Raw genomic sequence first — 26,993 nt, forward strand, 5'->3', positions numbered from 1 at the left:
CCCATGCTTCGCAGAATCGCCGCCGGTGCCGGCAGCCTTGGCCTCGTCGCCGCTGCGACCGCCGCCCAGGCCCAGACCACGGGGCGGGAGATCTTCACGCCGGTCCAGAACGACCTCGCGCTGGTCAACCTGCGCAAGCTCCTCGGCTGCGTCGTCGACGGCGTGTGGACCGCCGCCACATGCACCGACGACCGGCCGCTCACGGTCGCGCTCGGCTACTTCAACGGCGCCTGCCTGATCATCGCCACGATCCTCGCCTGCTATCTGCTCTACTCGATGGTCGCCGATACGGCGAACGACGGCCAGGCGTTCGGGCGCGGATCGAGCGCCAAGTACACCCTCCTGCGGGTCATCACCGGCGCGATCCTCAGCCTGCCGATCAAGTCCGGTCTGTCGCTGGTGCAGATCCTGGTGGTGCAACTCGCCGTCTGGGGATCCGGGTTCGGCGACACCCTCTGGACCCGCGTCGCCGGTACCCAGCTCAACGGCATGTACGGAACGCTTACCCAACCGACCCAGGCGCTCGGCGACTTCGCCTTGCGGGGTAAGCTCGCCAAGGTGCTGGAAGGGCGCCTCTACGGCCACGTCTGCGCTCAGTCGTTGCAGCAATACGCCAACAACGTCTCAGGACGCGATAATGCTGCTTCGATCGTCTCACGAACCGTTGTCGATAGGGGCAGCTTCGGATCATGGAGCCCGAAAACGACAACATATTACTTTGCCGACAGTAATGGGTATTTTCGCAGATCAAATAATCTCTGCGGTTCGGTGGTCTACGAGCATCAGAAAATCAACGCAAACATTGCCGACACGAAGGACGCCACTACGACATCGATCCTCATTGCCCTGGCCGAGCAGCAGAGCCAGCGCGCGTTTCAGGCGGCGATCAACAGCCTCGACGGAGCAGCCAGCGGGATTGCCACGACCATCATGTCCGGCAGCCGCGACGACGAGGACATCCAGACCCGCATCAAGGCAGCGGTCGACGCAGCCTATGACAGCGTCAGCCAGAGTCTGACCCAGAGCAACAACGCCCAGCTCGACAGGGCGCTTCGCGACTACCTCACGAACGCCACCGACAACGGCTGGCTCTCGGCCGCCATGTGGCAGCGCTCGATGAGCCTCGTCCAAGCCAAGCTCCTAGCCGCTTCGGCTGGGCCGAGCGCTTCGATCACGGCCGTTCCCCCGGCCGCAATCCACACTTACATGCCCTCTCTCGGCCACAGCGCCTTCTGGCCCCTTGCCCAGGAGGCGCAGCGCAACGTGACTTACGTGGGGACGTTCAGCGGCTTCGTTGCCGCCCAGGGCACGGGCAGCGTCGCGCGCATCGCCAGCGACGACCCGGCCGCGCAGGCAGACGCGCCCAGCCAATTCGCCAGGGCGCTCTCAGCCATCTACTCGGGCGTGCTCAACGTCATCAGTCGTCCGGAAACAGGGACGTGGAAGGACCCAATCCTCGAAGTGCAGGAGATCGGACAAAGTATTGCGAACTGGGGTATTGTGGCGACGGGGGCCGGTGTCAGCTCGGATTTCGTTGGCTGGGGATTGGGTTTTATTAAGCATCCGGCCGTGCAGCTCGGGCAACAACTCGCCGAAACGGCTTCCGGTTTCTTTTACTTCCTCGGCACCATTCTGTTTGCGGCTGCTTTCATGCTGGTTGGCCTCGTGCCGTTCGTGGTCATCGTCCACTTCCTGATGGGCACTTTCAATTGGTTCCTCGTCGTCGCCGAGGCGATGATAGCGGTGCCGATCTGGCTTCTCACCAAGTTCATGCCCGCCCGCTCCGATAGCTTCGTCGGCAACAGCGGTCAGGGCTATATGTTCTTCCTCGGCATCCTGCTCCGGCCGCCCCTGATCGTGATCGGCCTGCTCGTCTCTCTGCTGCTGATGCGGTTGGGCCTCGACATCACCCACATCTTCTTCCGCGGAGCCCTCGCGATGCTGTCGCCCGACGGCACCATCGCCTACGCGATGGTCGGGACCGCTGGGCTGTTCGTGTACGCGGTCATCCTGTTCTCGATCGTGATGATGTCCGCCGGGCAGATCAGCGCCCTGCCCGAAACCGTGCTCTCGTGGATCGGGGGGCAGATCGAGCGCCGCACCGGCAACACTGCAGCGGTCGGAGCAGCCGCGATCGTCATGCCGCGCTCGCCCACCCAGGTCCCGACCCAGTCGAGCGGCCGGATGGTCAAGGATGGCCGGAGCAACGCCCAGACCATGCTCTCGAAGATGCGCGGATGGGAGTAGGCGATGAACGACGCCACTCCCAAGGAAGTCGCGACGCATTTCGGGATCGCGGTCGCCTTCGCCTTCTCGGCGATCGCCGCACCGTTCGTCCCCGAAGCCATCCTGGCTTACGCGTGCTACCGCTACCTGCGCCACTTCACCTACGGCTGGCGCACTTGGCGGGCGCCGGCGCGTGTCCCGCTCCACCTCGGCCGGCGCGGCTACCGCGACGAGACCACCCGCCGGCGCGGCGACGCCACCTGGCCGGTCGGCCTTGCAGCAACCGGCCAGGTCTGGCTTCGCCGCGAGGATCTCGTGCAAGGCCTGTCTTTCAACGGCAATGATCCGCTTTGGCAGGAGCAGGCGATTTGCAGCCTCGTCCTCGGTTCCTGTATCAACCGTATGGGTGCCATCGTCGTACAGAGCGCCAAGCAGCCGATGCTGTCCGAGCGATTCGCTGAGGTGGCGAAGTCATACGGCCGGGACAACGAGATCTATTCCATCGATCTCGCGGCCGCGCCGCGGTCGCCGCTGCGGATCAGGTCTTCGACCCTGTCCGCCGCCATCGCAGATCTGGGGCTCGGGCCCGACGCTGGCGCCGTGAATCGGAAATTGATGCCGGTCATCGAGATGCTCGGCGCCCGCCACGGGAAGAACCCGCTGTCGCTCTACGAGGCGTTCACCGACGAAGCCGCGCTCGGCCGTTTGGTCAACGGGGAGTACGAGATCGACCGCGAGGAGGTCAGCGCTGCACGCCTCTCCTCCTCGGATGGCGCCGCCCTCAGGGCAGCGATCAAACCGCTCAGGGAACTTAAGGAAGAGACGCGGGAGAACGGGCGAAAGGCGCTCGCTGTTCATGCTCGGGAGATCGCCAGCCTGACTACCGTCTCACTTTCCGAGGGCTTCGATCTGCGCTCCGCCCTGTCCACGGCCGGACTGGTCTGCATCCGCCCGTCATCGGCACTCACCACCGCGCTCGTGATCGCGCGGTGCGTCGAGGTTCTCGCGGAGGGTGATGCCGGGCACGCTGCGAACGCCCTCGTCCACGTCGTCTACCCAGAGGAGCTGTCGGGAGGCTCAGCACGGCGCCTGCGCGCCGCTGCCATCGCGGGAGGAGCGGTCAGCAGCCTCTCCCTACCCGCAAGATCCGCGAATCACGTCTACAAGGCCACCCGGAACATCGGCGCCATCAGCATCCAGGAAAAGCCGATTGCCGCCCCTCTCGACGGCACACCTCTCGGCTGCAAGATCACGTCCGCGATCAAGGAGTGCCTATTCACGCTGGATATCCAGCTACCTAAAGCACCCAAGCTACAATCCGCGAATGTTCCAACAAATACAGATCAGCGTTAGAATACGATCGAATTACACCTGATAGGCGTTTCAGGTTGACAGCTTCCAGCTTGGTCACCGATGTGGCCTGTCACGACTCCCTTACGGAAGCCATCGCAATCCCTAGAGAAACCGCCGCCGCAGTCAGACCCTGAAAAGCCATCGGCCCCCACCTCCCGGCAAGGAGATGAGGGCCGACTGACCGTCATAGGATTCGCGAGGGCTAAAAGCGCTCCTCACAAGCCAAAGAATATCCCCGGGCCTCAAGCGAGAAGGCACACTTCTTGTGACCATTGAGGCCGTTCAGCATCCGGTAGCCTCCGTTATACGTGCGGTGATCGACGAAATCGCATGACCTGATCTGACCAAGTCGCTCCGGCCGCATGCGGAGACAGAAGCCATACGGCTCACCGTCTCAACAACTTCAGGGTTGACGCAATCAGCGCTCATCCTTCAGCACTCCTGTTTCGTCTCTGATCCGATCGTCAGCTTTTGCCATAGAAGCGGTGCCGGTCATCGTCAGCGCACGAGTTCAACCTTGACGCCGACTGCATCGTCAAGATCAGCCCAGGCTTGGTCAGCCGTGAGAGCGGTGAGGCGCTTCGACTTCGCCAGCGCCAAGCAGGCGCGGTCCCCGAATGAGAGACCGGCCTGCCGCGTGGCCTGACGAAGCGCACCGCCTTCGACGGCCTGCACGCGATCGAACTCGACCACCGTCAGGTGCAGGTGCTCGAGCGCGCGACCCACCGTCGCGACGGCCCCCCCACGCTCCACGAGCTTGGCCACGACCTCCGAGTAGTTGACCGCGGAGATGACCGATTCGGAGAGGGCTGCACGCACGCGGTCCTGTCCATCCTCCTGATTAAGCAGGCAGAGCAGGGCGGATGCGTCCAGAGCGTAATTGGCGGCCACGAAGTCACTCCTTGGCCGCTTCCGCACGCCGGTCAGAGATCAGCTCATCGACTATGCTGACCCCGTCGGTGACCAGACCGCGAACGAGCTTCTGGATCTCGGCAATGGCTGCATCGCGCGATCGGACCCGAAGCTCCCCATCGACCATCTCCATCACGACGGTATCACCGACCTGAAGCCCCATCTCGCGACGGAAGCTGGCAGGGATGACGAGTTTCCCTCCATCCACGATTTTGGTTGAGCGCGAATCCATGGTATTCCTGCCGCTTGGGTAGCACAGTGGTATCTATACCAAAAAAGCTGGGGTGGCCAGAAATGCCGGTTATCACATGAAGTGACGTTCATCCCCGAGTGTGATATTGCATCCGATAATAGGAGCTATCGCAGAAAATTTGTGGATCGTTAGGATTTGAACGGCTAAGCTCCCGCCATGGAGCTTGACGCTGCCGAATCCGACTCCGGGCCGACGCCCCGCGCGTTTGCTGCACCGGTCCCGTTCGCCGACGCGCTGCCGCCCGGCCTCGACCTGCTGATCGAGCGGCTCGAGGAACACGCCCGCGCCGCACGCGGGGCTTTCGCCGACAACACGATGCGCGCCTTCGCCGCCGACAGCCGGATTTTTTCGGCATGGTGTGGGCAAGCGGGGAGGGCGATGCTGCCGGCCACCCCTGAAACCGTCGCCGCCTTCATCGACGCCCAGGCCGAGATCAAGGCGCGCGCCACCGTCGAGCGCTACCGCTCCTCGATCGCCGCCCTGCATCGTGCGGCCGGACTTTCGAACCCCTGTGCCGACGAGATCGTCCGGCTCGCGGTGAAGCGAATGAATCGGGCCAAGGGCCGACGCCAGGAACAGGCCGAGCCGCTCAACCGGGGAAGCATTGAGCGCATGCTTGATGTGAAGACGCCCGAGCGACGGCATCGGCGCGTGACCGAGGCGAAACGCGACGTGCCGCTGATCGCGCTGCGCAACGCTGCGCTGGTTGCCGTCGCCTACGACACCCTGCTGCGCCGCTCCGAACTCGTCTCATTATATATAGGGGATCTGCACAGGGGCGCCGATGGCTCCGGCACCGTACTGGTGCGGCGCTCGAAGGCCGACCAGGAAGGGGAGGGGGCTATCAAGTACCTCGCCCCCGACACCATGGCGCATGTAGACGCTTGGCTTGCGGCTGCTCAGCTGGTGAGCGGGCCGCTGTTCCGGCCGCTGAGCAAGGGTGGGCAGGTCGGCGCGGCCGCCCTTGGGGGAGGGGAGGTCGCGCGGGTGTTTCGCGATCTTGCCACAGCGGCCGGGCTGAAGCTTGCGCGACTCCCCTCCGGACACTCGACCCGGGTTGGGGCGACGCAGGACATGTTTGCGGCGGGATTCGAGCTGCTTGAGGTAATGCAGGCCGGCTCGTGGAAGACCCCGGCGATGCCGGCGCGCTATGGTGAGCGCCTGCGAGCCCATCGGGGAGCCGCGAGAAAGTTGGCGACTCTGCAGAACAGAGCATGACTCTCAGCGGCTGCCGTCGGCTGGCTGAATATGACCCAGAGCGGCCTCTAGAAACGTCTGCTTGTCGACGTGCTGGACCCTATGAGCCAGCGGCCGATCATAACTGGCGGCGAGCAATGTGCATCAAGGCGTTGGAGTAAAACCGCGTCAACCTGAATGCGATCAGCGAGTGCGTTGAGGCGAACGTGGCCATGCAACCCGATCTACCGGATCCTCGGGCGACCTTCCGCTTCAGGAGCGATCTCCCGCTAACTGGAGCGGAACCTCCGTTCTCCCGGGCACCCACCCAACAATGGATTGCTATCCAGCACGATTATGTTCTATATGTTCACGATATGTGCTGCGCCTACAGGCCGAGAATGGAGCGAGTTTGGTGGCGAAGAAATGCTTCCTTAGCTTTCACTATAAGCCCGACAACTGGCGGGTGCAGCAAGTCCGCAACATCGGCTCAATTGAGGAACAGCCGCTGCTCGACGCCAACAAGTGGGAGGAGATCAAGAAGAAGGGTGATCAAGCCATAAAGGATTGGATCGAATCCAACCTAAAGGGTAAAGAATGCCTTGTGGTTTTGGTTGGCGAAAAGACTGCAGATAGGCCCTGGGTCAAGTATGAAATCAAGGAAGCCTGGAAGAAAGGCCTCGGCGTTACAGCCGTGTATATCCACGGCCTCAAAAACTCCGATGGTGTGCAGGGCACGAAGGGGAGAGATCCCTTTGTAGGACTTAGCGTGAGCGGCGAAACGATTGTCGGCACTACACACGATACGCCTTACTCCTCCAGCACGTACGTTTATGACCACATTAAGGAAAATATAGAGACTTGGGTCTCGGATGCAATTAAGGCGCGCAAGTAAAAAGTTTGTGCACTAACTAGCATTGGGCCTGATGCGCGGACTGATGCCAGAACAACGGTATCCGCGTGGGTGTTACTAGGTCAGCGCAGCACAGGCGTCATCTAGCGGCCCGCCTCACGCGCGGCGCGGTCAATCCAGCTACCGATGCTGTTGTAACCGCCCTGCTTCCAGTCGTACTCGCTCGTCCAGGCGGACAGCGGAATGACGCCCTTTCGAACTGAGGCGCCGATGTACATCGGTATCGGTACACCGCTCACGTAATCGGAGTACCACACCCACTTCCACGCGCCGTCAACGTAGTTCCGCTCGCAGAGGCGGTAAGTGCCGTCGTCACGCTGAGCGACACCCATGAACGCTGTGGGATTTGGACCCAAGGGATGTGGTTGGCGCGGAGGCTGATGATTCGGAATGGAGTTGATGTGAACGGTCAGAAGGCCTTTACTATCGATCACGCTCCGCGCGATCTCATAGCGAACCCACCGCCTCGCGTAGGTCTCCGCTCCGGCCAGCACGCAAACCACAGACGTGTTGTGCACACCATCCCGGATCAGCTGCTTCAGAGCGTCCGGTCCGCTCAACCTTTTGCTTTCCCAAAGGCTATTGTCGTAAAATCCTTCGATCGATCGACCTCCACTTGAGCTTTCGGAACTTTTAAACTCCTGCGAGAGCCTAACATTGTTCACGCGCATGATGTCGTTGTAGTGGAAGGAAAAGAAAACCTTTCGCTTGGTTGAGACTGCGCGGGCACCACTAAGATCAAATAATCCGGCCATAGCTCCACCACGTTATTGCAAGCGTTGCGATAATGCAGATTATTAAAGGTACGTAGAAGAATCCAATATGCCAGCTTAGAAGGACATTACGGAATTTGATAATTGGCGCAGAACTAAGCTTAATTTCAAATGTTGGCAGTACATCGAAGCCTTCTTCCCTGCTTTTATCATATAGACATCTGAACCGCCTTTCCAATCTGAGATATTGCGCATCGAGGAGAGCGCAGAAAGCGGCTATAATCAAAGCGAGCAAGGCTCCAACTGGCCGCTGCACGGTCAACGACACGCCGACAACAGCCGAGGTCAGCGTTATGCAATAGTTTCGGACTGTCGCGCTATTCGATGACATCCGCAGGACAACGGCTTGCAGCATTTCAAGATGTTTTAGGCGGAGGTCGGCGACCTTCTCCGACGTAAGCGTCATTTTGCGTGGCCTCAGCTCAATGAGAAGCAGGTAGCATCAGCAGTAGCGCGCCCGTCCCCTCAATAGCTTGTTCACCGCTCTCGCAACAGGCTGTGATAGGCGTTCGGTCGCGTCGCGATGCGGCCCGGCGGGTCACTTGGATCGGCAAGGCCCGCCGAGATCCGCCCGCGAAGAGCAGATCACCGCGCTGACCTACCGTCCTGCCCCGCCAACTACGCGCGGCCGCATGAAGTCGCGCGGGTCGTTCCGCCAGGATTCGAACGTCCGTGAGTTCGGCGCTTCGAACAGCGTGATGCCGCTCGGGCTCGTGACGACGGGCCTGACGACCTCAAGTTGCCCCTCCTCATCCAGCTCGACGTACGGGTAAAGGCCGAGGAACTCGCGGCTGCGGTAGTATCGCTCGCCTTCAGGCAAGACCGGGAGGACGGCAACGAGACCTTTCCGCCCATCGAACCAACCCAGTTCCCAACACATCCACAGCGACTGGGCCGCGTTCACGGTGTCGAGGAATAGCAGGGTGTCGCTTACACCCATAGTCGTACGGACAAATTCGGCGTTGGCGGGCGTGACTTGGCTGCGATCGGTCTCGGGCGCTTCGATCCAATCGCAGAAAACATCATACCCGGCGTTGGTGAGCATGTCGTAGACTCCGAGAACGATCTCGGCGTCGCGGATCGTCTGGGAGAGGAAGATGTCATATCGCGGGCGTCGATTCCGAGCGATCCGGCCCAGCGCCTCCGGGACGCTGATCCCAGCCGCCCCGGCCCTGCGTCGCGCCCGCGCGCGGATGTCGGCCTCCTGTAGGAACGCCATGCGCGGTCAGGCCTTCTTGCCTGGCCGCCAGAATCGATCCGGGATCGACGCCGGCTGGTCGTCCGGGTCCTTGAACCGCTCCTCCCGCACGGACACGGCGAGGTGACGGTGCAGGAGCGCTACGTAGTCTAGGTCGTCGGCTAGGTCGGGGTCGAGCAGCCCGGCCCGCGCCGCCACGTCGAGCGTTGCGCCGCCTGTGGACACGACCGGGACGACCACGGCGTTTGGTTGTAGGCGGCGGAACATCTCGTACTCCTGCGTGATGCCGCCCATCCCGCCGATGAACACGGCGGCTTGGAAGCCGTGGTCCGAGAACATGCGCTCGCGCATCACTAGGAGGCTTTGCTCGCGGTCGCCGGGGACGTCATCCGTGAAGGTGACGTTTTGGAACCGCTGGTTGTCCTCAGGGAACTCGTCTGCGAAATGCCGCGATTGGTACAGGCGGACCCAGCGCCCGTAGTCGACGCCGACGTCCTGCGCGATCGTCCAGACCATCGGCGTGATCGCCGGGTGACCGCCCCAGACGAGGAGGCGGCGGCCGAGCGTCACGTGGACGAGGGCCGACACGGCCGCGGTGATCGCCACCGTGTCGGCGGTCGCCGCGTATTGTGGCCCCCGCCTGGGATCAGGGACGCCCGCGGAGAGGAAGACAGCGTCGACCATGCTCATCCCTCCCATGCGGCGAGCGCCCAACCGGCCTCCGCGACTTTGATGGAACGCACGGCCCGGATGTGCTCGCCCAACCAGACCAGGTGCGCGTTCCAGGCGTCGCGGATGCCGACGTGGTCATAGACCAGCACCGGGGTCTCGCCCTGGTCGGCGCGGCGGGCCTTCTCGGCGATGTCGTTGAGGATCTCGGCGTTAGGTACGCCAACGACCGGGTAGGCCCAGATCTTCCGGTCGTCGAGAAGCCGTATGGCGACGGCACGATGAGCCCCGATGCCCTCCACCGACCCGCCGAACTTTTCTACGTCGGCCCGCAGCTTGCCGGTGATCGCCATGTACCGGGCCGCGATGGCCCGGCTGCGCAACCGCTCGACGCGGACCACGATGGCGTCTGCGACCGCGCGCGTTACCGGCCCGTCCGAGCCCTCGAGCTCAGCCGGTTCGAGATAGACGGTCTCGGCCAAGTCGGTGAGCCTGCTGGGGACGTGCTCGGGCCATATGACCCGCAGCACGTGGATGTCCTTGGCGCGGGCGCGGCCGATCTCTTGCCGCGTCCAGCGGCTCTCGAAGTAGGTCGGCGTGTCGAGCATCACCATAACGTCGGCGTCGACCAGGCGCTGCCACAGGACGTCCTGGAACGGGTCCCCGGGGCGAATGTCGTGCGTGTCCAAGAACACATCGAATCCGCGGGCAGTGAGGAGGTCGTGCAGCTGCAGAGCCGCCGCGCGGGATTCAGTGCGGCGGTAGCTAACGAACACCCGGCGCTGTTTCCGTAGAAGCCCCACGCATTCGAGCAGCGCCGACGCCAGCTCAACGAGCGCGCCGTCGTCACCACGACGCCGCAACCCGTTCGCGGATTGCAGGAAATCGGGGATATGTCGGGCGAAGTCGCCGGCCGGCCCTACCGTGGGGATTACCGGCGCGCTGGACCGAAACAGCGCGCGCGCAGCCTCCACGTCAGCGTGATCGTCGCCAGCGAAGTAGGCCGCGGCGAACGCCGCACGCTTGTCGCGGCCCGCGACGTTCGAGCTGTCGAGAACGCGCACGTCAGTGCCGACTGCGAGGCCGAAGTCTTCGATCATGCCGCGCAGCGTCGCGGTTAAGGTCGTCCTCTCGTCTGGCGTCGCACACCCTAGGATCGCAAGCTCGTACAGGCTCATCTGCTGGCCTCAGCGCCCGGCGGCTTTGTCGGCCGCCTCGATCTACGCGGACATATTATTGTACCCATCGCTGGCGACCCAATCGTCCGTCCGCCGCGCTTGACCAACCGGTATGACAGCAAATTCCTGCCCTGGACGTCCGCGCCGAGTTGCTGATCTTTCACCTTGTGGAAGTCGATGGCAAGCAGGCCCTTCCCAGGCTTGTCGCTGCGCCTGATCTCGTGGCCGACCCATTCGCGTTCGGGGGGTTGCGCGCCGAACAGGACCACCGTGACGGAGGTGTCCTTCAACTGGTCTCGATCCACTTCTCGATGCCGCCCGCGCGTCGCTTCGCCTCACCGGAGGTATCTCCGGCGGACCGACCTCATCGTCGAACGTGGCTGGCCGCTGCCCGTGCCAGGCGGCATCGACCCCACGAGTAGCCCCCCTGCAGTGTCAGTGGGAACACATCGGGCTGCTAAACGTCCGCCACCGGACGGTGAGCTAACTTCTGCTCATGGCGCAAACCAGAATATCAATCTAAGTCGTAGAGACTCCTTCCCGCGCCACTCCAACCAGCCTGACACCGCCGCTGGACAGGCTCCTTCTCCCTGTGAAGTTCGATGGGCTATGGTGTTGACCCAGGTCCACTGGGATGGTCCATTCCCCGGGTTCGATGCCGTTGGAGACGGGTGATTGAGAGGCTAACCCTTTGATGTCGTAAGCAATTGGTTTTGGCTGAGAATCCTGGCGCCCAGCCATTTTCTTTAAGGCAGGCAACGCCTTAGAAATGCGGACATATCGGCCACACCGGAACAGACCGTGTTTTTCGGACGCACAAGAGTCGGCACAATTTGGCTGGCTGCGATCCGCTAATTTTCGGCAAATTCAGATCGCGCGTGGCTTCGATCCGACCCCGGCGGCCGCCACAGTCGTCCCCTTGACGCGATAAGCTGCACGGATGCGCCGTTGGCTCCGCGACCTGTTTCAGCCGAGCCGCTTCCGGCGTGAGGTGGCCGCCAAGGCAACCGACCTCCTGGCCGTTCATGGCGCGTTGGCCTACCGCGTTGCCCGCGAGCAAGCGCGCATAGAGCGTGCGGCTCACCGCTCGACCGAGAACCACTTTTGGAGCCGCGTCGCGGTTGAAATTGCCCGACGTGAGGGGCGAGCGGATCAGATTGGGGTGAAAGGCTCGGATCGGTGGGGCAAATTCGGGGAATGACAGGCTAGCCTACGCTGGCGCGATCCCGAATCGAGAGAGGCCCGTTGGTGTCTGTTGAGCCGCAGCTAACCCGCAGACCGTATCCTACGTTCGAGCCAAGTTGCGTACCGGCTCGAGCGTGAGATGGGCGTCCCACCCCGCCGACCCGTGATCAGATCGGGCGGCGGGGTCGTTATCAGCCTCTCACGCGTGCGGCATCGGCCGTTCGGCCAATCGAGAGGCCGAAGGCCGCCACCGCGTCGGTGGATTGAGTCGCATCGGCCATACGCCCTGGCGACCCTAGGTCAGGCACATGGACCGCAGCTTCCCCCTGACCCGCGCCGCCGGCCTCGACAGCCTCTCCGATTTCCTCGCAGGCGCGGGCGCGGCCTATGCCGCCAACCGCAACACCGACCGGGGGCCGGAAGCCGAGGCGACCACCTCGGGCCTCTCGCCTTATCTCCGCCGGCGCCTGATCACGGAGGCCGAGGTGGTCGCCACCGCCGACCGGGCCTTCGGCGATGGCGGGGCGGAGAAGTTCGTCTCGGAGGTGTTCTGGCGAACCTACTTCAAGGGCCACCTGGAGACCCATCCCGCCGCCTGGGCGGATTATCGCACGCTGGCCGCGGCGGGCCATGACCGCCTCGCCGCCGAACCCGGCCTGAGGCGGACCTATGCAACGGCGGTCGAAGGACGGACAGGCATCGACGGCTTCGACGACTGGGCTCGCGAACTCGTCGCCACGGGCTGGCTCCACAATCACGCCAGGATGTGGTTCGCCTCCATCTGGATCTTCACCCTGCGCCTCCCCTGGGCGCTCGGGGCCGACTTCTTCCTGCGTCATCTCCTCGACGGCGACCCAGCGAGCAACACCCTGTCCTGGCGCTGGGTCGCGGGCCTGCACACGCGCGGCAAGCACTACGTCGCACGCGCCGAGAACATCCGGCGCTATACGGACGGACGCTTCGATCCCGTAGGGCTCGACGAATATCCGGACGCCCTGGACGAGGCGATGCCGCCGCGCGAGGTGCCGCTGCCACGGGCCGACGCCGCCCCGAGGGGCGAGATCGCGTTGCTCCTCCACCTCGACGATCTTCACCCGGAAAGTCTGCCGTTGGGGGATGCGAAGGTGGTTCGGCTCGGCGGCCTGATCGCCCATGCGGACGGCGCGTCCGGGCGCGTCAGGTCGGCGGACATGGCCGCCATGGCTGACGCCCTGGCCCGCGCCGAGGCGCATTTTGAGTGTCCGGCCGGCGATGTTGGAACCGACTGGGGCGGGGGGCTTCCCGTGGTGACGGCTTGGGCACCCGTCGGGCCATCGGCAGCTGCGCTGCCCCAGGGTTGCCTGCGGGTGCGACGGGCGTGGGACGAGGCCGCTTGGCCGAGGGCGACACGCGGGTACTCCCGCCTGCGCTCTGTGATCCCGAGCCTGCTCGGAGCCTGATCCCAGTAAAACCAGGGCTGTCACCCGGCGATCACATCGCCCTCGGGAGAGGCCTTCACCCCCTCGGAGCCCGCCACCCAGCCGCCTTCGCTTCGTCCTCGGAGCAGAACATGCGTTCGCCTGAGCCGACGTCGATCACGGTCTTGTCGTAGTCTCGAGATCCGGGCACGTGATAGATCTGATCGCCCTTTCGGTTGATGTTGCCCTTGATCTGGCAGCCAGCCGCTGAAGCCGCAGGGGCCTTCGTCGTTGGAGAGGCAGGCGCCGGCGTGATGGCGGCGGCCCCAGGTGCATCGCCTTCCCGCTTGCCCTTGCGCCAATCCCACGGTGGCGTGAACGGGCCAGCCCAGATTCCCCGCTTCGCGGCCTTTGCCTCGTCTTCCAGCGAGACGTAGGCCTTGGAGTATTGGCGGTAGGCCATGCCCCAGCCCTGGGCGACGAGCCAGCCGTTCAGATCCTCGGCGCCGAGACGGCAGATCGCGACCGAGCGGCCATATCGATCCTTGCCCACGACATCGCACGCGACGTTTCCCGAGCCGATCTTGTCCGAGAGCGCGAAGGCCGCCTTACGCCCACAGGGGTAGTCCCTGCCGGCAGCGTCACCGCACATCTGCGAGCTTTCCGGCGTATCGACACCCTGAAGGCGGAATCGCTGCCCGCGAATGTCGAGCGTGTCACCGTCGATGACTGATGCTCGGCCCGTAACCGTTTCCGCCTCCGCCGCCGTGCACAGCAGCAGAATGGCGACCGCTCCGAATGCGGCCCTCAACGGGAACACTTTTTCTTCGAAGCGCTGATGCTGCCATCTTGGCAAAGGAACTTGCCGTTCTGGCATGCCTTGATCCCGCCCTTGCCCTGAGAGCACGGCGTGTTGCGAGCCTCTGCAGTGCCGGGGGCAATGAGCAGAGCGCCAATCCCAACCAGAGCCAGCGTGAGTGCACGAACCATTGAGCATCCTCCTCTTTTGCGGGGAGGATGGCTTGTTCGTCCTGGAGTTGTCGAGCAGTTTGTTTGCGATCCTGGATGGGGAATGTGGACGGAGGATCGAGGCTTTGGCGATGGTCCTGCCACGATGGCTTCGTGACCGCCTCATGCCAGCACGGTTCCGCCAGGAGGTCGCGGGCAAGGCCACCGACCTTCTCTCCGTCCACGGCGGCCTAGCCTACCGCGTCGCCCGCGAGCAGGCCCGAATGGAAAGGGCCGGCGGCCGCTTGACCGAGTGCCGCTTCTGGAGCCGCGTCGCGGTCGAGATCGCCCGGCGCGAGGGACGGGCCGATCAGATCGGCGTGAAGGGCGGGGATCGGTGGCCAGATCCCTGATCTCGGGTCAAAATCCAATCTGCTTGACCATGCAGAGAGCCACCAGAAGAGAAGGAATCGTCGGCTCGGATGATGCCATGCCGACGCAATTCTGGAATCAGGCCACTGCGTTCGTATGCAGCTCGAACCTCAATCGGGGATGTCGGTCTGTTTGCCTACGACCACGGCGAAAAGGTCGTTGAGCGCGGCTAGGCTCGCCGCTTGAAGCTGCGCCGCTGGGACAATCGAACCGTCAAGCGCAGGCAGATCGCGAGTCGCCGTAGAGGAGGCAACTACAGTCGGCCGGAACCCAAGGCTGAAGGCGCCGCGCGCCGTGGAGTTGATGCACATGTGCGTCATGAAGCCTGCCAGGACGATGTCCTTCACCCCCGTCGCCTCCAACTGCGCCTGGAGGTCGGTTCCGACGAACGCATTCGGGTAAGCCTTCGTGATCACCGGCTCGCTACCCTGAGGGGCCACCTCGCTGCTGATCTGACCGATCGGTGCCGTAACGTCGTAGGGTGATCCCGGTCCGGCATCGTGCCGGATGTGGATGATTGGGATGCCCGCATCCCGCGCCCGCACGAGCAGGTCGGCAGCTTCCTGAAGGGCGGGCTCGACACCTTCGAGTCGCATCACACCCTGGCGATAGGTCTCCTGCAGGTCGATCATCACGAGGGCCGAGCCCTTGAAGGATGGAGGCTGCGTGTCGAGACCGGACAGGCCGCGCAGGGTCGAAAGATCTGACATCGTGTTTTTCCTCCCGCACCGCTCGAATTTCGCTGTGTCATACGAGCGTGGTGCGGACCCTAGCACTTATAGACCGCAAGACACCTTGGCGGAAAGTTGGGTAGTGGGTCAGTTTGAATTTTATTGACGGCGGTTAGCGCGCCGCTAGTGTGGGACACCTAAATGGTGGAGGCCTAGTTGACGTGACCACCGAATCGGTAAAACCCGCGAAAAAACCAAAAACCATTCAAGCAGATTGTTCGGAATGTCGAGGTATTCGCAACTGTCGAATCAGAGGGCACTTTCAACGTAGAGATGGCGATGATAATTATAGTTGGCATGTTGATTGGTTCATCCTCCAATGCAGAGGTTGTGATAGCGTTTTTGCCCGTACAATAAGCACGAATTCCGAGGACTACGATAATTATTACGAGTATGATGGCAGTACCGGAACAACATATAATGAGACGATAAATTATTGGCCGGCGCTGGCTAAGAGACCATACCCTGAATGGATGTCTGATGCTGGCATCGATGCCGCAGAAGTCGGGCGCCTGGATGAGGCACTACTGGAACTATACAAGGCATTAAACAACGACTTGAACATATTGGCAGGAATAGCAATCAGGACGTCATTTGATGTTGCGGCCAGTCTATTGAAAATAGACGAAAATCTTCCATTTCAGGCGAAGCTTGATAAGCTGGAGGAACTGGGAAAAATTGGCCCTCAAGATAAGGGAAGGCTAAAAACCCTAGTGGAGGCGGGTAACGCTTCGGCGCATAGGGGCTGGAAACCCACAGCGGATGACTTAAATACAATGATGGATGCTCTAGAATATTTTATCTACGAGACATTCGTTGTGCCAACGCGAAAAGCGCGGACTGACGCGAAGCTCGTCGCAATTGATGGGGCCGTCCCACGTCGTCAAAAAAGGAAAGCAGAATAAGTTTTACTCGGCAGATTTTTTGTAGGGACCCCGCTTCGCCGGCTGCTCTTCCATGCCCTCTACCAGCGCCACGATATCGCTAATCTCCCAAAGCCGATCCGACACGCCAGCAGCCATAGCTGGGCTCATCCGCAGCTTCGCGTGGAGCCGGACGAAGTTGTAGTACATGAAGTGCAGCGCCACGGCATAGGCGTGGTTCTCGACCTTCTTTGAGAAGGCATTTGTGAGCCGGGTGAACCGGCGCATGTGCATCCGCATCGTGAGGTTCTGACGCTCGACGTAGGACGTGGAGACGTGCGCCTCGTCGGGCGAGCCTTCAACGGTGGTCTTCTTGATCCCGGTGCATTCAGCGGGGCTGTAGCGGCCCGTAGCGCCACCAGGGGCGTTCCCGTAAATCTTCACGAGCTGGGCGTAATCGACATCGGCACCGAAGGCGTCTTCGACGGCCTGCAGGTACGCCTTATGACCGTCTGAAGTGAGCTGGACACGGTTGGTAAGGCGGGCCTTTAGATCGTCGATGAACCATGCAGCGCACTCACCGTCCCGAGCGCCGATGAAGTAGGACAGGACGAGCTTGCTGTCGGCATCGATGGCCGTCCACGTCCATGTGTCTCCAGCGCCGTCAGGCGCCGCCACAGCGCCCGCCACGTTCTTCTGCTTGGCGTAGGTGAAGCTCCAGATCTCATCGACCTGGACGCGCTTCGCGGCGACTTTGCGAACGTGCTCATCGTGGTAGGCAGCGCAAGCCTTTCCAGCATCCACCAGCAGTTTGGAGACGGTGTTCTTGCTCGCGCCCGTCAGCCGGGTCACGGCGCGGATCGAATTCCCTTCGCAGAGAAGGTGAAGGATGCGCGCGCGATCCGAAGCGGAGAGCTTGTTCATAACTCCCACATGCGACCATTTTCAGCCTTAAGTCAAGCATATGGGTCAGTTTAAGCCATTGACTTAATCGGCCTTGAAACCAATATCCCCATCAGGTAATCACGGGGGATGAGGATCGTGTTCGCCGACCCCGCGCTAGCCCTTATTGAGACGCCACGAGCGGGAGAAACCCGCCTGCCCGTGGCGGTCATTAAGTCTGCGCGCCGAAAACTCACAGTTCTCAGAGCAGCATCCGATGATCGCTCCCTGCGCAATTGGAAGAGTTTGCATTACGAGAAACTAAAAGGCGACCGCGAAGGCCATCGGTCAATAAGACTCAACGACCAGTACCGGATGGTTTTTACGCTTGATGAAGAGCCTGAGCCCCAAATTATTGAGGTGCTGACTATCGAGGATTATCACTAATGTCCGCCGAGTTCATGATCCCTGTAGATCACCCAGGAACGTTCATCGTTGAGGAGCTTGAGGCCCGTGGTTGGCAGCAGGTTGATCTCTCGTATGTTCTCGGCATGTCTCCACAGCAGTTGAGCCCGCTGTTAACCGGCAAGGCACGCATTACGCCTGAGCTAGCTACGGACCTCGGGGCGGCTTTCGATATGCCTGCCGATTTCTTCGCCAATTTGCAGAAGATGTACGATCTCTCCATTGCGAAGCCGGCTGACCCCGGCGTGCGCCTGCGGTCGAAATGGCTTTCGACTTTTCCTGTCCGAGAGATGATCAAGCGCGGCTGGATCGAGGAGACTGAGCCGAGTCTTCTTGACCTTCAGATGCTGCGGTTTTTCAATAAACCTACCGTGGACGACATTCCGTTCATTGGAAGCGGATCGGTCATCGCTCACGCAGCCCGAAAGCTGGACTACGATGGAACCACTGCCATCCAGTACGCGTGGCTTCATCGGGTCATGAAGATCGCGTCCTTGATGAGTCCGCCGCCCTATTCGGCCAATGCTCTCGCGGCGAACTTGGCGGCGATTAAGGCTCACATGCTCGATAAGGAGGACTTAGTCAAAATTCCTTCCATACTTTGGGATTGTGGTGTGCGCTTCGTACTTGTCGAAGCATTGCCGAGTTCGAAGATTGATGGTGTTTGCGTCTGGCTTGACGGGCAGCCCGTAATTGGGATGACGACACGCCTAGATCGCCTCGATAACTTCTGCTTCGTTCTGCGGCACGAGATTGAGCATGTCCTGCAGGGCGACGGACAAGCGGAGACGTTTGCGCCGATAGATGAGTTTGACGGCAATTACGAGAGTAGCAACGATCTACCTGAAGAGGAAATCCGTGCAAACACTGCAGCAGGCGAGTTCTGCGTTCCTAGGCAGCAGCTCAATTCTTTTATTGCACGAAAGAGCCCATTTATCTCCGAAAACGACGTACTTGTTTTTTCGGCTCGCCTTGAAGTTCATCCGGCAATCGTGATCGGACAGATACAAAACAAGACGAAAAAGTACAACTGGCTCAGAAAGTACCAAAAGGGTATCCGCCATTATCTCATGGATTGGCAGTTTAAGGACGGCTGGGGATTTTACGCGCCGACCGGTCTTTAGGAGGGCTTATGCCGAACTTCAATGAACAAGTGTTGCGCCACTGGGATGATTGGGAGGAGACAACCGGCGATGAGTCCGGCGATCCTGACGCTTTCGTCGCGTGGGCAATGGAAAACAGGCACCTGCTGCCGCGCCCGCAGGATGTACGAAAACTGTTGCGGCGGCAGGTGACGACGGCCCTGCGGCAGGCATCACGGGTCGATGAGAATGGCGTGACCTATCGCGCTAAGCAGTGCGTTACGCTGTTTGATGGCGACCTTGCTTTGAAGCGATGGTTTGATACGGACCACGGCGGTACATCAAATCTTAGACAGAAGGCAGTCCGTCAGCGACGAGACGCTATTGCGAATGATGTCTTCCGCGCCATGTGTGATGTCGAGCACATGAAAACGCAGTTTCCCAAAGACCCGCCGCTGCAGTTCGTCTTAGACTTCACGGATGACTACGAGGAAAAGAAAGCGGCAGCCCAGCAATCCCGCGATGCTGACGACGAGGACGTCGCTTAGGATTTCTTCCACCGAGCAGAAGCCGCTGCACTCGCGATCTCGGAACGCTGTTGCGGGGTTAGAGCGCGAGCGCGCGCCGTGCCACCTTTGAGCCCGGCCTTGCGAGCGCGCTTCTCAAGCGTCGTCGGCTGTCCAACTTCAGCCTCTCCGGTCACCGCATCTACGATGAATTTGGCGAGCTGGTTGGGATCACGGGGGCGCTTGCGGGGGGTCATAAGCCCTCCCTCGGATGGTTCTGCTCATCCTCCAGAAACTCATCTACCGTCTGAGGTGTGTCGTGGCTCGTTGATCCGTCCTCGCCCGTGATTGTTACACGGGCGTTTTGATCGAGCGCAGGCCTGTAAGCACGAACCGCTTCGCCGGCTTTACTAGCGGCGTCCTGCTTCGTGTCAGCCTCCACAGCCGGAAGCGTGATGGGGTAGCCCTCCAAATCAGGGAGGTGGTAGGGCGCTTGAACATCGATTGACCATTTCATTCTCTCATCATGCCACGGTCGACCAACTGCTCCAAGGCCGGGTCAATCCCTTCAAATTTCAAACTGACCCACTACCGCCAACCAGACCGCCCGGGCGACCGAAGAGATTGCCGGTCAGATCGCGCGCATCCAGGCGTCGACGGACCAGGCCGTGTCGGCCATCGGCGGGATCACCAACCGTATCCAGCAGATCAGCGGCGTCGCAACTTCGATCGCGGCGGCGGTGGAGGAGCAGGGCGCGGCGACGCAGGAAATCGTGCGCAACGTCAGCCAAGCCGCCGTAGGGACGACGGAGGTCACCAGCAATATCGCCGGCGTGGCGCAGGCCTCCGAGGAGACAGGGGCTGCCGCGACCCAGGTCCTTGGCGCTGCCGCCGAGCTGTCGCGCCAATCCGAGCATCTCGGCGCCGAGGTCGCCCGCTTCCTCAGCACTGTGCGGACAGCATAAGGCTCATCCCGCGCTATCGCCGCATGCGCCGAGTCTGCTTTCGGGCGGCGCTTCCAGCACCTCGTACGACAAGGTCGGGTCGGGTCCTGACGGTCCGCTGTACGACCGGGTCGGGTGGAAAGCAATCCGACCGCTTTGAGCACGGAATTCGTCGATAGCTGCCCCTTAATGGTCGGGGTGGATTTTCTGAAAACGATCGTTGATCGGGAAAGGGCTACCCGCTCGCCGTCAGATGCTTGCGCACCTCCTCGGCGACGGCTTTCGGGTGCGTTTGGGCTAGATCGTGGTTGGCCCCCTCGACGACACGCAATCGTGCATCCGGAATGAGAGCAGCCAATCGTTCACCCACCGGGACGGGACTGATCGGATCGGCGTCGCCCCACAACAGAAGGGTCGGCGCTTTGATGCTCCGCATCGATTCCGATAGATCTGGTACGGGGGTAGCGATCCAACCAGCAGCAGTAGGAAAGGCCGCGAAATAGTCGGCACGCCAGTCCGATCCTCCTAAATCGGTCACAGGTACTCCCCCGGAAGTGACGGCCAACACCAAGCGCCTCACAAGGTCGGGGAATATGAGGGCCAGCCTGATCGCGACGATGCCGCCCATCGACTGCGCGACGATGTTGACCGGCTCCGTGACGTGGCTTGCCGCTAACACCACCAGATCATCGACGCTGTTCACGCCGGCATCGGCCGGCTCTGCTCCCAGCCCCGGCCATGCGAGGAACACGCCGTCCAGCCCCGCAGCGTGCGCCACCGGCCGCCAGAAGGTCGCGCTGCCTGACGCGCCGGGAAGGAACAATGTCGTGGTCATGTGCCGTCTTTATCCAGCGCTCTGCTACGTCCGCTTGTAGGGGCAGACGCGTCGGTCGTGAACGACCGCGTCGGGTCGCATGCGGAACGTCCGCTTCCAAGCAGGTGGCAAACCTCCGCTTATAGCGCGAAGCCGAACAAGGCTGCGGAGAACTCCTGACCCGCTACTGAAGGGGCCGATAGAAGCGGTCCCCAGGGCCATCGGGGTAGGGGAGGGGGGCACCCTTTCCGTGAACTTCTGAGGGCCCCTGCCCTGCCAGAGCGCGGTTTCGGAGTACAGACGCTTCTCAAATTGACGTGCGATGCGGATCGGGTCAGAGATCAACTATAAATATCAGGTGCTTCGGTTCCATAACGTATATTATGCGAATACATGGTGTAGGCGCAAAATTGAGATGACACCCCCTGGCAAAGTTGAAACGGCACCCCCTCTCCCTCTGATGGATGTGGAGGGTGCGCGCGATGGGGTTGAAGTCCATGAGCGGCAAGGAATTTTCGCGCCTCGATGTTCTGCTCGACGTCGAGGCTGGGCGCCTTGCTATCGATGATGCCTGCGATCTGATGGGGCTGCGGCGGCGGCAGGTTTTTCGCCTGCTCGCGGCATTTCGGAAGCAAGGCGCAGCCGGTCTGATCTCGAAGCGGCGCGGTCGGCCGAGCAACAATCGCCTGCCCGATGAAGTGCGTCAGTTGGCCATGAGCATTGTCCGAGAGCGATATTCGGACTTTGGCCCTACCCTCGCCTGTGAGAAGCTCGCCAACCTACATGATTGTCCAGTCTCTCGTGAAACGTTGCGCAAGTGGATGATGGAAGACGGTCTGTGGTTGGATCGTAGGCGCCGCCTCCCTTCCGTACATCAGCCCCGGCTTCGTCGCGACCGTGTTGGCGAATTGATTCAGATCGATGGCTCGAAGCATTACTGGTTTGAGAGTCGTGGGCCGGAATGCACGTTGCTTGCGTTCATCGACGACGCAACGAGTCGGATCATGCACGCTGCCTTTGTGCATTCGGAGTCTGCATTCGACTATCTCCGAGAAACACGGGCTTACCTGTTGAAGCATGGGCGCCCTACTGCATTCTATTCCGACAAGCACGCGGTCTTTCGTGTCAGCAAGCGGGATGCCGCTGGCGGGACAGGCATGACCCAATTTGGACGCGCCTTGGACGAACTCAACATCGACATCATGTGCGCGAACACGCCCTCAGCGAAGGGTCGTATTGAGAGAGCATTCGGCACCTTGCAGGATCGTTTGATCAAGGAGATGCGACTTGCAGAAATTTGTTCGATGGAAGATGGCAACAAGTTTCTGGTCGGATTTATAGCCGATCACAACGCTCGTTTCGGCAAGCCGCCTTTCGATGAGCGAGACGCCCATCGAGCGCTTCAGGGCGATATCATTCTGGACGATGTGTTTGCTTGGAAAGAGGAGAGAACAGTCACGAACAGCCTTACGCTCCAGTACGACAAGGTCACATTCATCTTGGAGCCGACTGCTGTCACGCGCCCCCTTGCTCGTAAGCGTGTGCAGGTGATCGATTATCCGGACGGACGCTTCGCGATCCGACATCAAGGCTTGGATTTACCGTTTCGCACCTTCGATCGGATACGCCATGTCGATCAGGCGGCGATCGTGGAGAACAAGCGCCTGGGTGCGGTCCTGGCGTTCATTGCCGAGCGGCAGCAGGAGCGGGATCAAAACCGTTCACAGAAGGCGCCTCGTCGGCAAGGGCAGGTGGACCGGCACATGTTCAAGAGCGGGTGAGGGCACCCGGCCGTGTCGATCTGGATCCGGTGACACCGCAGCTTCGCCACCCCGACCCGCTTCGCTGCGGTGTCCCCTCCCCTCTGTGCCTTCTAAGAGGGGTGTCATGTCTACTTTGCGGAAGCGGTGCCATTTCTGATTAGCGTTGACACATGGTGTAGGCGCAAAATTGAGATGACACCCCCTGGCCAAACCCAAATGGCACCGCTTCTTTCATCGAGGTGGCGGAGGGCGTGCTCAAGTCATGAGGGCAAACTTGTCCCCTCCCCTCTCGCACATCAGACCGCCGCTGCTGATCCCGAGCGGACATTCGAGCTGCGGCGTTGAAGGTCCGTATTGGGTGGAGACTGTGTGAGAACGCGTTTTGGTCTATCGGTGCGGAGCGGAGATGGTGCGCGAGGTGCGGCGTGCTCTCACGCCCGGAGGGCGCTGAGGAGCGTTTCAACTCCGAGGATCGCCAGCACCCTCTTCAGATTATAGGCCAGGACTTGTAGGCTCATCTCGGTCGCCACGTTTTTCAACCGTCGCGTCCGGAAGTGGGTCGCCCCCATCCAGCCCTTGAGCGTCCCGAACACGTGTTCGACCGTTTGCCGCCGCGTGCGCATCGCGTGAGAATCCGCGTCGAGCCGGCGCTGCACGGCTTCCAATACCGCCTCGTGCTCCCAGCGCGTCACCCGCCGCTCCTTGGCTGGCGTGCAGCGCGCCTTGAGCGCGCAGCCGTGGCAGGCTGTCGTCCAGTAGCGCCGTAGCGTCAGCCCACCCTCAACATTCGTGTAGCGGTAGGGGAGCTGCTCACCGGCCGGACAGCGGTAGGTATCCGTCTCCGCCTCGTAGACGAAGTCCTGTTTGCCGAAGCGCCCTTCCGCCTTGGCACCCGAGGTCAGCGGTTTGGGCAGTGTCACCGCGATGCCGGCCTGATCGCAGGCTAGGATCTCCTCGCCCGAGAAGTAGCCGCGGTCAGCCAGCACGCTGAGCGCTTCATGCCCGGTTGCGACTTGGCCCTGGCGGCTCATGTGCGCCAGTTGGGTGCGGTCGTGCCCGACGTTAATGACCTCGTGGGCGACGATCAGATGATGCTCGGTGTCGACGACCGCCTGCACGTTGTAGCCGACCATCCCCGTCCCCTTGCCGCGCGTGGCCATCGCCCGCGCGTCCGGATCGGTCAGCGAGATCTGCCGGTCGGGGGCGGCTTCGACGAGCGTCTCCATCGCCTGCAGTTCGCGCATCCGCGTCCGCAGGGCGTCCAGACGCTCCGCGATGCGCACCTTGCGCACGTGGGCGACCTCGTCCTCCTGGCGATCGGCGGTGTCGAGGGCGGCGAGATAGCGCGCGATGCTGGCCTCGATCTGCTCGATGCGGCGCCGGACCGCCGCCGGGGTAAAATTGCGATCACGCGTGTTCACCGCTTTGAAGCGGCTGCCGTCGAGAGCCACGATACCACCGGCCAGGAGGCCGAGTTGTCGGCACAGCACCACGAACTGGCGGCAGGCGGCCTGGATCGCAGGACCATTATCGCGCCGGAAGTCGGCGATGGTCTTGAAGTCGGGGGCGAGGCGGCCGGTCAGCCACATCAGCTCGACGTTGCGACCGGCCTCACGCTCCAGACGGCGGCTGGAAGTAACTTGGTTGACGTAGCCGTAGAGGTAGAGCTTCAGCAGCGTCGCGGGATGGTACCCGGGCCGTCCGGTCGCGGCCGGCATCATGCTCGCAAAGCCCAGGGCCGTGAGATCGAGCTCGTCTACGAACAGGTCGACGACGCGCACCGGATTGTCTTCGGACACATAGTCGTCCAACCGGTTCGGCAACAGCGTGACTTGGTGGCGATCCGCACCACAGATGAACCGCGCCATACACGCCTCCGCTGTCCCACAGAGACTATCAGAACCGCTACGTTTTCACACAGCCTCGGTGGGGAGCAGACCCTGGCTCTCTGCCAAGAAGCAGACGTCCCATATCTGAAATCGCCGCTTCGCTTGCAACCTTAGCTTGGTACAGCCGAATTCAGCAAAAAAAAGACCATAGCGATCTCAGAAACACGTCAAAGCAAATTTCGTGATCTGACACAACTTTGCCTCAGCAGCTAAACAAACGCTGACGATGATCAACGTTGCGCGCCCCCTTCCATCACAGAGTATCCTTCGCTTGGTCGAAGGCTTCGGGCTAACGGGGACGTGGTCGTGGACATTCGCCGCGAACGAGCATGTCTGGTCGCCGGGCCTGTTCCGGATCCTCGGGCTCGAGCCGAATTCGGCCCGACCGGAATACGGCCTTCTCCTCGCCCTCGTTCACCCAGAGGACCGGGACAACGTCACCTCGACGTCGGAATTGCTCCAAACCGGTCAGATGACGCAGCAATCCTTCCGGATCATCCGTCCGGACGGGACGATGCGCACCGTGATGAGCCGTGGCGAGGTGATTGTGGCGCCTGACGGGCGTCCGCTGCAGGCCATGGGCGTGCTGATCGATGTGAGCGACCGCGAGATGCTGGCGCGCGCACAGGCGGCGGAACGTCGGCGGAAGAGGACTCTTTTCGAGCAAACCGGCGCGTTCACCTCCGCAACTCCCGTCTATCCCTACACCGACTTCTCACCAGAATGGCTGGAGCTGGTCGGGCTGCCGCGGAAGGAATTGCTCGAGGAGCCGACGCTCCCTGTCTTGAAGGAGGAGCGCGCCCGCTGGCGCGACCATGGTCGCGAACTCTATCTGGCGCGACAGGTCGTCCACACACAGCCCCGTCTCATCCTGGCCAGCGGCGAGATCAGACCGTATCGGATGGTGATGGTGCCGATGCGGAACGCTGCCGGCGGCCCAGACGGCTGGGTGAACTACATCGCGCCCCTTCAACTCACCGGGATGACGCCCGGCGCGGTGCGGCAGAGCCTGGAACAGCTCGTCCGCGGGTTTCATCTACGCGCGGGTCGCGCCCTGCTCGGATGGTCGATGCAGCAACTCGCCGAAGCGGCTGGCCTTTCTTTTTCGACCGTTCGCCGGCTCGAAGACGAAGACGTGAGTGCCTCCCGGCGCGCCTGCCAAGCGACAATCCAGGCGCTCCGAAGCCACGGCATCGTCTTTTCATTCATGGAAGATGGGACTTTGGCGCTCGGCAAGCGGTGAATGTTCCTCAGCCACGGCACACGGGACGCAATGTGGTCGGTGGCGATGACTCAGCGGCTCGAAGCTCGCTTGCTGCAAGCTGGGCGCACCCCGGAAGTGCATCTGTTGGCGGGCCAGGATCACAGCCCGCATGGCGAGGATGAGAACGAGCACCACCTCAGGCTCATCACATTCCTGCGGCGGACGCTGGAGGCCGCTTAGAGCACCATCCGAGCGTGATGAAACGGCTAGCGAGGTGACGGGTTGGTCGGCGAAGGAGAGCGCCGATGTCCTCAGCCCTGTCCGTCGATCTGCGTCAGCGCGTGGTCGTTGCCGTCGCGGCCGGCGCCTCCCGGCACAAAGCTGCCGAACGCTTTGGGGTCAGCCTGGCGAGCGCCAGTCGGTGGTGTGATCGCTTCGCCCGTGAGGGCCACGTCGCGCCCAAGCCGATGGGCGGTGATCAGCGCTCGCACCAGATCGAGGCGCGGGCCGACCTGATCGTCTCCCTCTACGAGGCGCAGCCCGGCATCTACCTGCACGAACTCCGTGCGGCTCTCGCCGAGCACGGCATCTGCGTGGCCCAGAGTAGCCTCTCGCGCTTCTTCAAGCGCCACGGCATCTCGCGAAAAAAAGTACGGGGCACGCGGCCGAGCAGGACCGGGAGGACGTGAGAGCTGCGCGCGAGGCGTGGTTCGAGGGCCAACTCGACCTCGACCCAGATCGCCTCGTTTTCATCGACGAGACCGCAGCCAACACCGCCATGGCCCGGCGCTACGGGCGCGCTCCACGGGGCGAACGCTGCCGGATGAGCGTGCCACAGGGCCACTGGAAAACCACCACCGTCACGGCGGGTCTGCGCACCAGCGGCATCACCGCACCCTGGCTGCTGGACGGTGCCATGAACGGGCATGCCTTCCGCACCTACGTGGCCGACGTGCTCGCTCCAACGCTCCAGCCCGGCGACACGGTCGTCATGGACAACCTGCCAGCCCACAAGGTCAGCGGCGTCCGCGAGCAGATCGAGGTGGTGGGAGCCCGGCTGCTCTACCTCCCAGCCTACTCGCCCGACTTCAACCCGATCGAGATGGCCTTCGCGAAGCTGAAGGCGCTGCTGCGCTGCGCCGCGGCGCGAACCATCCCAGATCTCTGGGACGCCATACGGCGCAGCCTAACCCGCTTCGCGCCAGCTGAATGTCGAGCCTACCTCGCCGCTGCAGGC

Annotated in this window: 24 protein-coding genes and 2 pseudogenes; 14 read left to right on the forward strand and 12 right to left on the reverse strand. The window is 62.0% G+C overall.

Annotated features, from left to right (window positions below; translation table 11 throughout):
* Positions 1-3 precede the first annotated feature (3 nt).
* The gene (locus J2W78_RS23500) at positions 4-2,247 is read left to right on the forward strand and encodes a DotA/TraY family protein (RefSeq protein WP_253374162.1); all 2,244 of its coding nucleotides are present in this window, start codon (positions 4-6) and stop codon (positions 2,245-2,247) included.
* Between the two features lie 3 nt (positions 2,248-2,250).
* The gene (locus tag J2W78_RS23505; RefSeq protein WP_253374163.1) at positions 2,251-3,579 is read left to right on the forward strand and encodes a hypothetical protein; all 1,329 of its coding nucleotides are present in this window, start codon (positions 2,251-2,253) and stop codon (positions 3,577-3,579) included.
* A gap of 498 nt (positions 3,580-4,077) precedes the next feature.
* On the opposite strand, the gene J2W78_RS23510 is transcribed toward J2W78_RS23505, so the two are convergent.
* Positions 4,078-4,470 (reverse strand): type II toxin-antitoxin system VapC family toxin, encoded by a 393-nt coding sequence (locus J2W78_RS23510; RefSeq protein ID WP_253374164.1) that lies wholly within the window; start codon positions 4,468-4,470, stop codon positions 4,078-4,080.
* Between the two features lie 4 nt (positions 4,471-4,474).
* On the reverse strand, positions 4,475-4,723 hold the full coding sequence (locus J2W78_RS23515; protein WP_253374165.1) for an AbrB/MazE/SpoVT family DNA-binding domain-containing protein: 249 nt from the start codon (positions 4,721-4,723) through the stop codon (positions 4,475-4,477).
* Positions 4,724-4,900: 177 nt separating this feature from the next.
* Here J2W78_RS23515 and J2W78_RS23520 point away from each other — a divergent pair, with 177 nt between their 5' ends.
* On the forward strand, positions 4,901-5,962 hold the full coding sequence (locus J2W78_RS23520; RefSeq protein ID WP_253374166.1) for a site-specific integrase: 1,062 nt from the start codon (positions 4,901-4,903) through the stop codon (positions 5,960-5,962).
* A gap of 373 nt (positions 5,963-6,335) precedes the next feature.
* Positions 6,336-6,815: a TIR domain-containing protein gene (locus J2W78_RS23525; protein WP_253374167.1), complete on the forward strand. Its 480-nt coding sequence runs from the start codon at positions 6,336-6,338 to the stop codon at positions 6,813-6,815.
* A 101-nt stretch (positions 6,816-6,916) separates the two neighbouring features.
* Here J2W78_RS23525 and J2W78_RS23530 read toward each other — a convergent pair whose 3' ends face one another.
* From J2W78_RS23530 to J2W78_RS23550, 5 genes are all read right to left on the reverse strand, one after another.
* A complete protein-coding gene (locus tag J2W78_RS23530; RefSeq protein WP_253374168.1) occupies positions 6,917-7,588 on the reverse strand; it encodes a TIR domain-containing protein in 672 nt (223 codons plus the stop codon).
* A gap of 616 nt (positions 7,589-8,204) precedes the next feature.
* Complete coding sequence (locus tag J2W78_RS23535) at positions 8,205-8,825, reverse strand: hypothetical protein (RefSeq protein ID WP_253374169.1); 621 nt, start codon at positions 8,823-8,825, stop codon at positions 8,205-8,207.
* Positions 8,826-8,831: 6 nt separating this feature from the next.
* A complete protein-coding gene (locus J2W78_RS23540; RefSeq protein ID WP_253374170.1) occupies positions 8,832-9,488 on the reverse strand; it encodes a hypothetical protein in 657 nt (218 codons plus the stop codon).
* Between the two features lie 2 nt (positions 9,489-9,490).
* Positions 9,491-10,651: a toll/interleukin-1 receptor domain-containing protein gene (locus tag J2W78_RS23545; RefSeq protein ID WP_253374171.1), complete on the reverse strand. Its 1,161-nt coding sequence runs from the start codon at positions 10,649-10,651 to the stop codon at positions 9,491-9,493.
* Positions 10,648-10,956: a TIR domain-containing protein gene (locus tag J2W78_RS23550; RefSeq protein WP_367399907.1), complete on the reverse strand. Its 309-nt coding sequence runs from the start codon at positions 10,954-10,956 to the stop codon at positions 10,648-10,650. Before J2W78_RS23550 ends, J2W78_RS23545 begins: the two co-directional genes overlap by 4 nt.
* Positions 10,957-12,144: 1,188 nt before the next feature.
* On the opposite strand from J2W78_RS23550, the gene J2W78_RS23555 reads away from it, so the two are divergent.
* Entirely contained in the window at positions 12,145-13,275 is a 1,131-nt protein-coding gene (locus tag J2W78_RS23555; protein WP_253374172.1) for an FAD-binding domain-containing protein, read from the forward strand.
* A gap of 55 nt (positions 13,276-13,330) precedes the next feature.
* Here the strand turns inward: J2W78_RS23555 and J2W78_RS23560 are convergent, their stop codons facing one another.
* Entirely contained in the window at positions 13,331-14,110 is a 780-nt protein-coding gene (locus J2W78_RS23560; protein ID WP_253374173.1) for a thermonuclease family protein, read from the reverse strand.
* A 256-nt stretch (positions 14,111-14,366) separates the two neighbouring features.
* Here J2W78_RS23560 and J2W78_RS23565 point away from each other — a divergent pair, with 256 nt between their 5' ends.
* Positions 14,367-14,594 carry a hypothetical protein gene (locus J2W78_RS23565; RefSeq protein WP_253374174.1) on the forward strand — a complete coding sequence of 76 codons (228 nt, stop codon included), beginning with the start codon at positions 14,367-14,369 and terminating at the stop codon, positions 14,592-14,594.
* Between the two features lie 129 nt (positions 14,595-14,723).
* Here J2W78_RS23565 and J2W78_RS23570 read toward each other — a convergent pair whose 3' ends face one another.
* Complete coding sequence (locus J2W78_RS23570) at positions 14,724-15,323, reverse strand: cysteine hydrolase family protein (RefSeq protein WP_253374175.1); 600 nt, start codon at positions 15,321-15,323, stop codon at positions 14,724-14,726.
* A 182-nt stretch (positions 15,324-15,505) separates the two neighbouring features.
* Here J2W78_RS23570 and J2W78_RS24870 point away from each other — a divergent pair, with 182 nt between their 5' ends.
* Positions 15,506-16,249, forward strand: a complete 744-nt coding sequence (locus tag J2W78_RS24870) for a DUF4145 domain-containing protein (RefSeq protein WP_253374176.1) — start codon at positions 15,506-15,508, stop codon at positions 16,247-16,249.
* Positions 16,250-16,252: 3 nt separating this feature from the next.
* Here J2W78_RS24870 and J2W78_RS23580 read toward each other — a convergent pair whose 3' ends face one another.
* A complete protein-coding gene (locus tag J2W78_RS23580) occupies positions 16,253-17,131 on the reverse strand; it encodes an IS1 family transposase (RefSeq protein ID WP_253374177.1) in 879 nt (292 codons plus the stop codon).
* A gap of 117 nt (positions 17,132-17,248) precedes the next feature.
* On the opposite strand from J2W78_RS23580, the gene J2W78_RS23585 reads away from it, so the two are divergent.
* From J2W78_RS23585 to J2W78_RS23600, 4 genes and pseudogenes are all read left to right on the forward strand, one after another.
* A complete protein-coding gene (locus J2W78_RS23585) occupies positions 17,249-17,536 on the forward strand; it encodes a type II toxin-antitoxin system RelE/ParE family toxin (RefSeq protein ID WP_253374178.1) in 288 nt (95 codons plus the stop codon).
* Positions 17,536-18,678, forward strand: coding sequence for an ImmA/IrrE family metallo-endopeptidase (locus J2W78_RS23590; protein WP_253374179.1), 1,143 nt, complete (start codon positions 17,536-17,538; stop codon positions 18,676-18,678). Before J2W78_RS23585 ends, J2W78_RS23590 begins: the two co-directional genes overlap by 1 nt.
* An 8-nt stretch (positions 18,679-18,686) precedes the next feature.
* Positions 18,687-19,184 (forward strand): hypothetical protein, encoded by a 498-nt coding sequence (locus J2W78_RS23595; protein WP_253374180.1) that lies wholly within the window; start codon positions 18,687-18,689, stop codon positions 19,182-19,184.
* Positions 19,185-19,735: 551 nt separating this feature from the next.
* Positions 19,736-20,107: pseudogene (locus tag J2W78_RS23600) on the forward strand (methyl-accepting chemotaxis protein); the annotation flags it as partial.
* 214 nt (positions 20,108-20,321) lie between these two features.
* Here the strand turns inward: J2W78_RS23600 and J2W78_RS23605 are convergent.
* Complete coding sequence (locus tag J2W78_RS23605; protein ID WP_253374181.1) at positions 20,322-20,921, reverse strand: alpha/beta fold hydrolase; 600 nt, start codon at positions 20,919-20,921, stop codon at positions 20,322-20,324.
* Positions 20,922-21,382: 461 nt separating this feature from the next.
* Here J2W78_RS23605 and J2W78_RS23610 point away from each other — a divergent pair, with 461 nt between their 5' ends.
* Positions 21,383-22,681: an ISNCY-like element ISMex6 family transposase gene (locus J2W78_RS23610; protein ID WP_043767036.1), complete on the forward strand. Its 1,299-nt coding sequence runs from the start codon at positions 21,383-21,385 to the stop codon at positions 22,679-22,681.
* 413 nt (positions 22,682-23,094) lie between these two features.
* Here the strand turns inward: J2W78_RS23610 and J2W78_RS23615 are convergent, their stop codons facing one another.
* Entirely contained in the window at positions 23,095-24,531 is a 1,437-nt protein-coding gene (locus J2W78_RS23615) for an IS1182 family transposase (RefSeq protein ID WP_253374182.1), read from the reverse strand.
* Between the two features lie 292 nt (positions 24,532-24,823).
* Between J2W78_RS23615 and J2W78_RS23620 the strand changes: the two genes are divergently transcribed.
* The gene (locus tag J2W78_RS23620) at positions 24,824-25,795 is read left to right on the forward strand and encodes a PAS domain-containing protein (RefSeq protein WP_253374183.1); all 972 of its coding nucleotides are present in this window, start codon (positions 24,824-24,826) and stop codon (positions 25,793-25,795) included.
* A 266-nt stretch (positions 25,796-26,061) separates the two neighbouring features.
* A pseudogene (locus J2W78_RS23625) lies at positions 26,062-26,993 on the forward strand (IS630 family transposase); the annotation flags it as partial.

Source organism: Methylorubrum extorquens, from assembly GCF_024169925.1.
GTDB classification, from domain to species: domain Bacteria; phylum Pseudomonadota; class Alphaproteobacteria; order Rhizobiales; family Beijerinckiaceae; genus Methylobacterium; species Methylobacterium extorquens_A.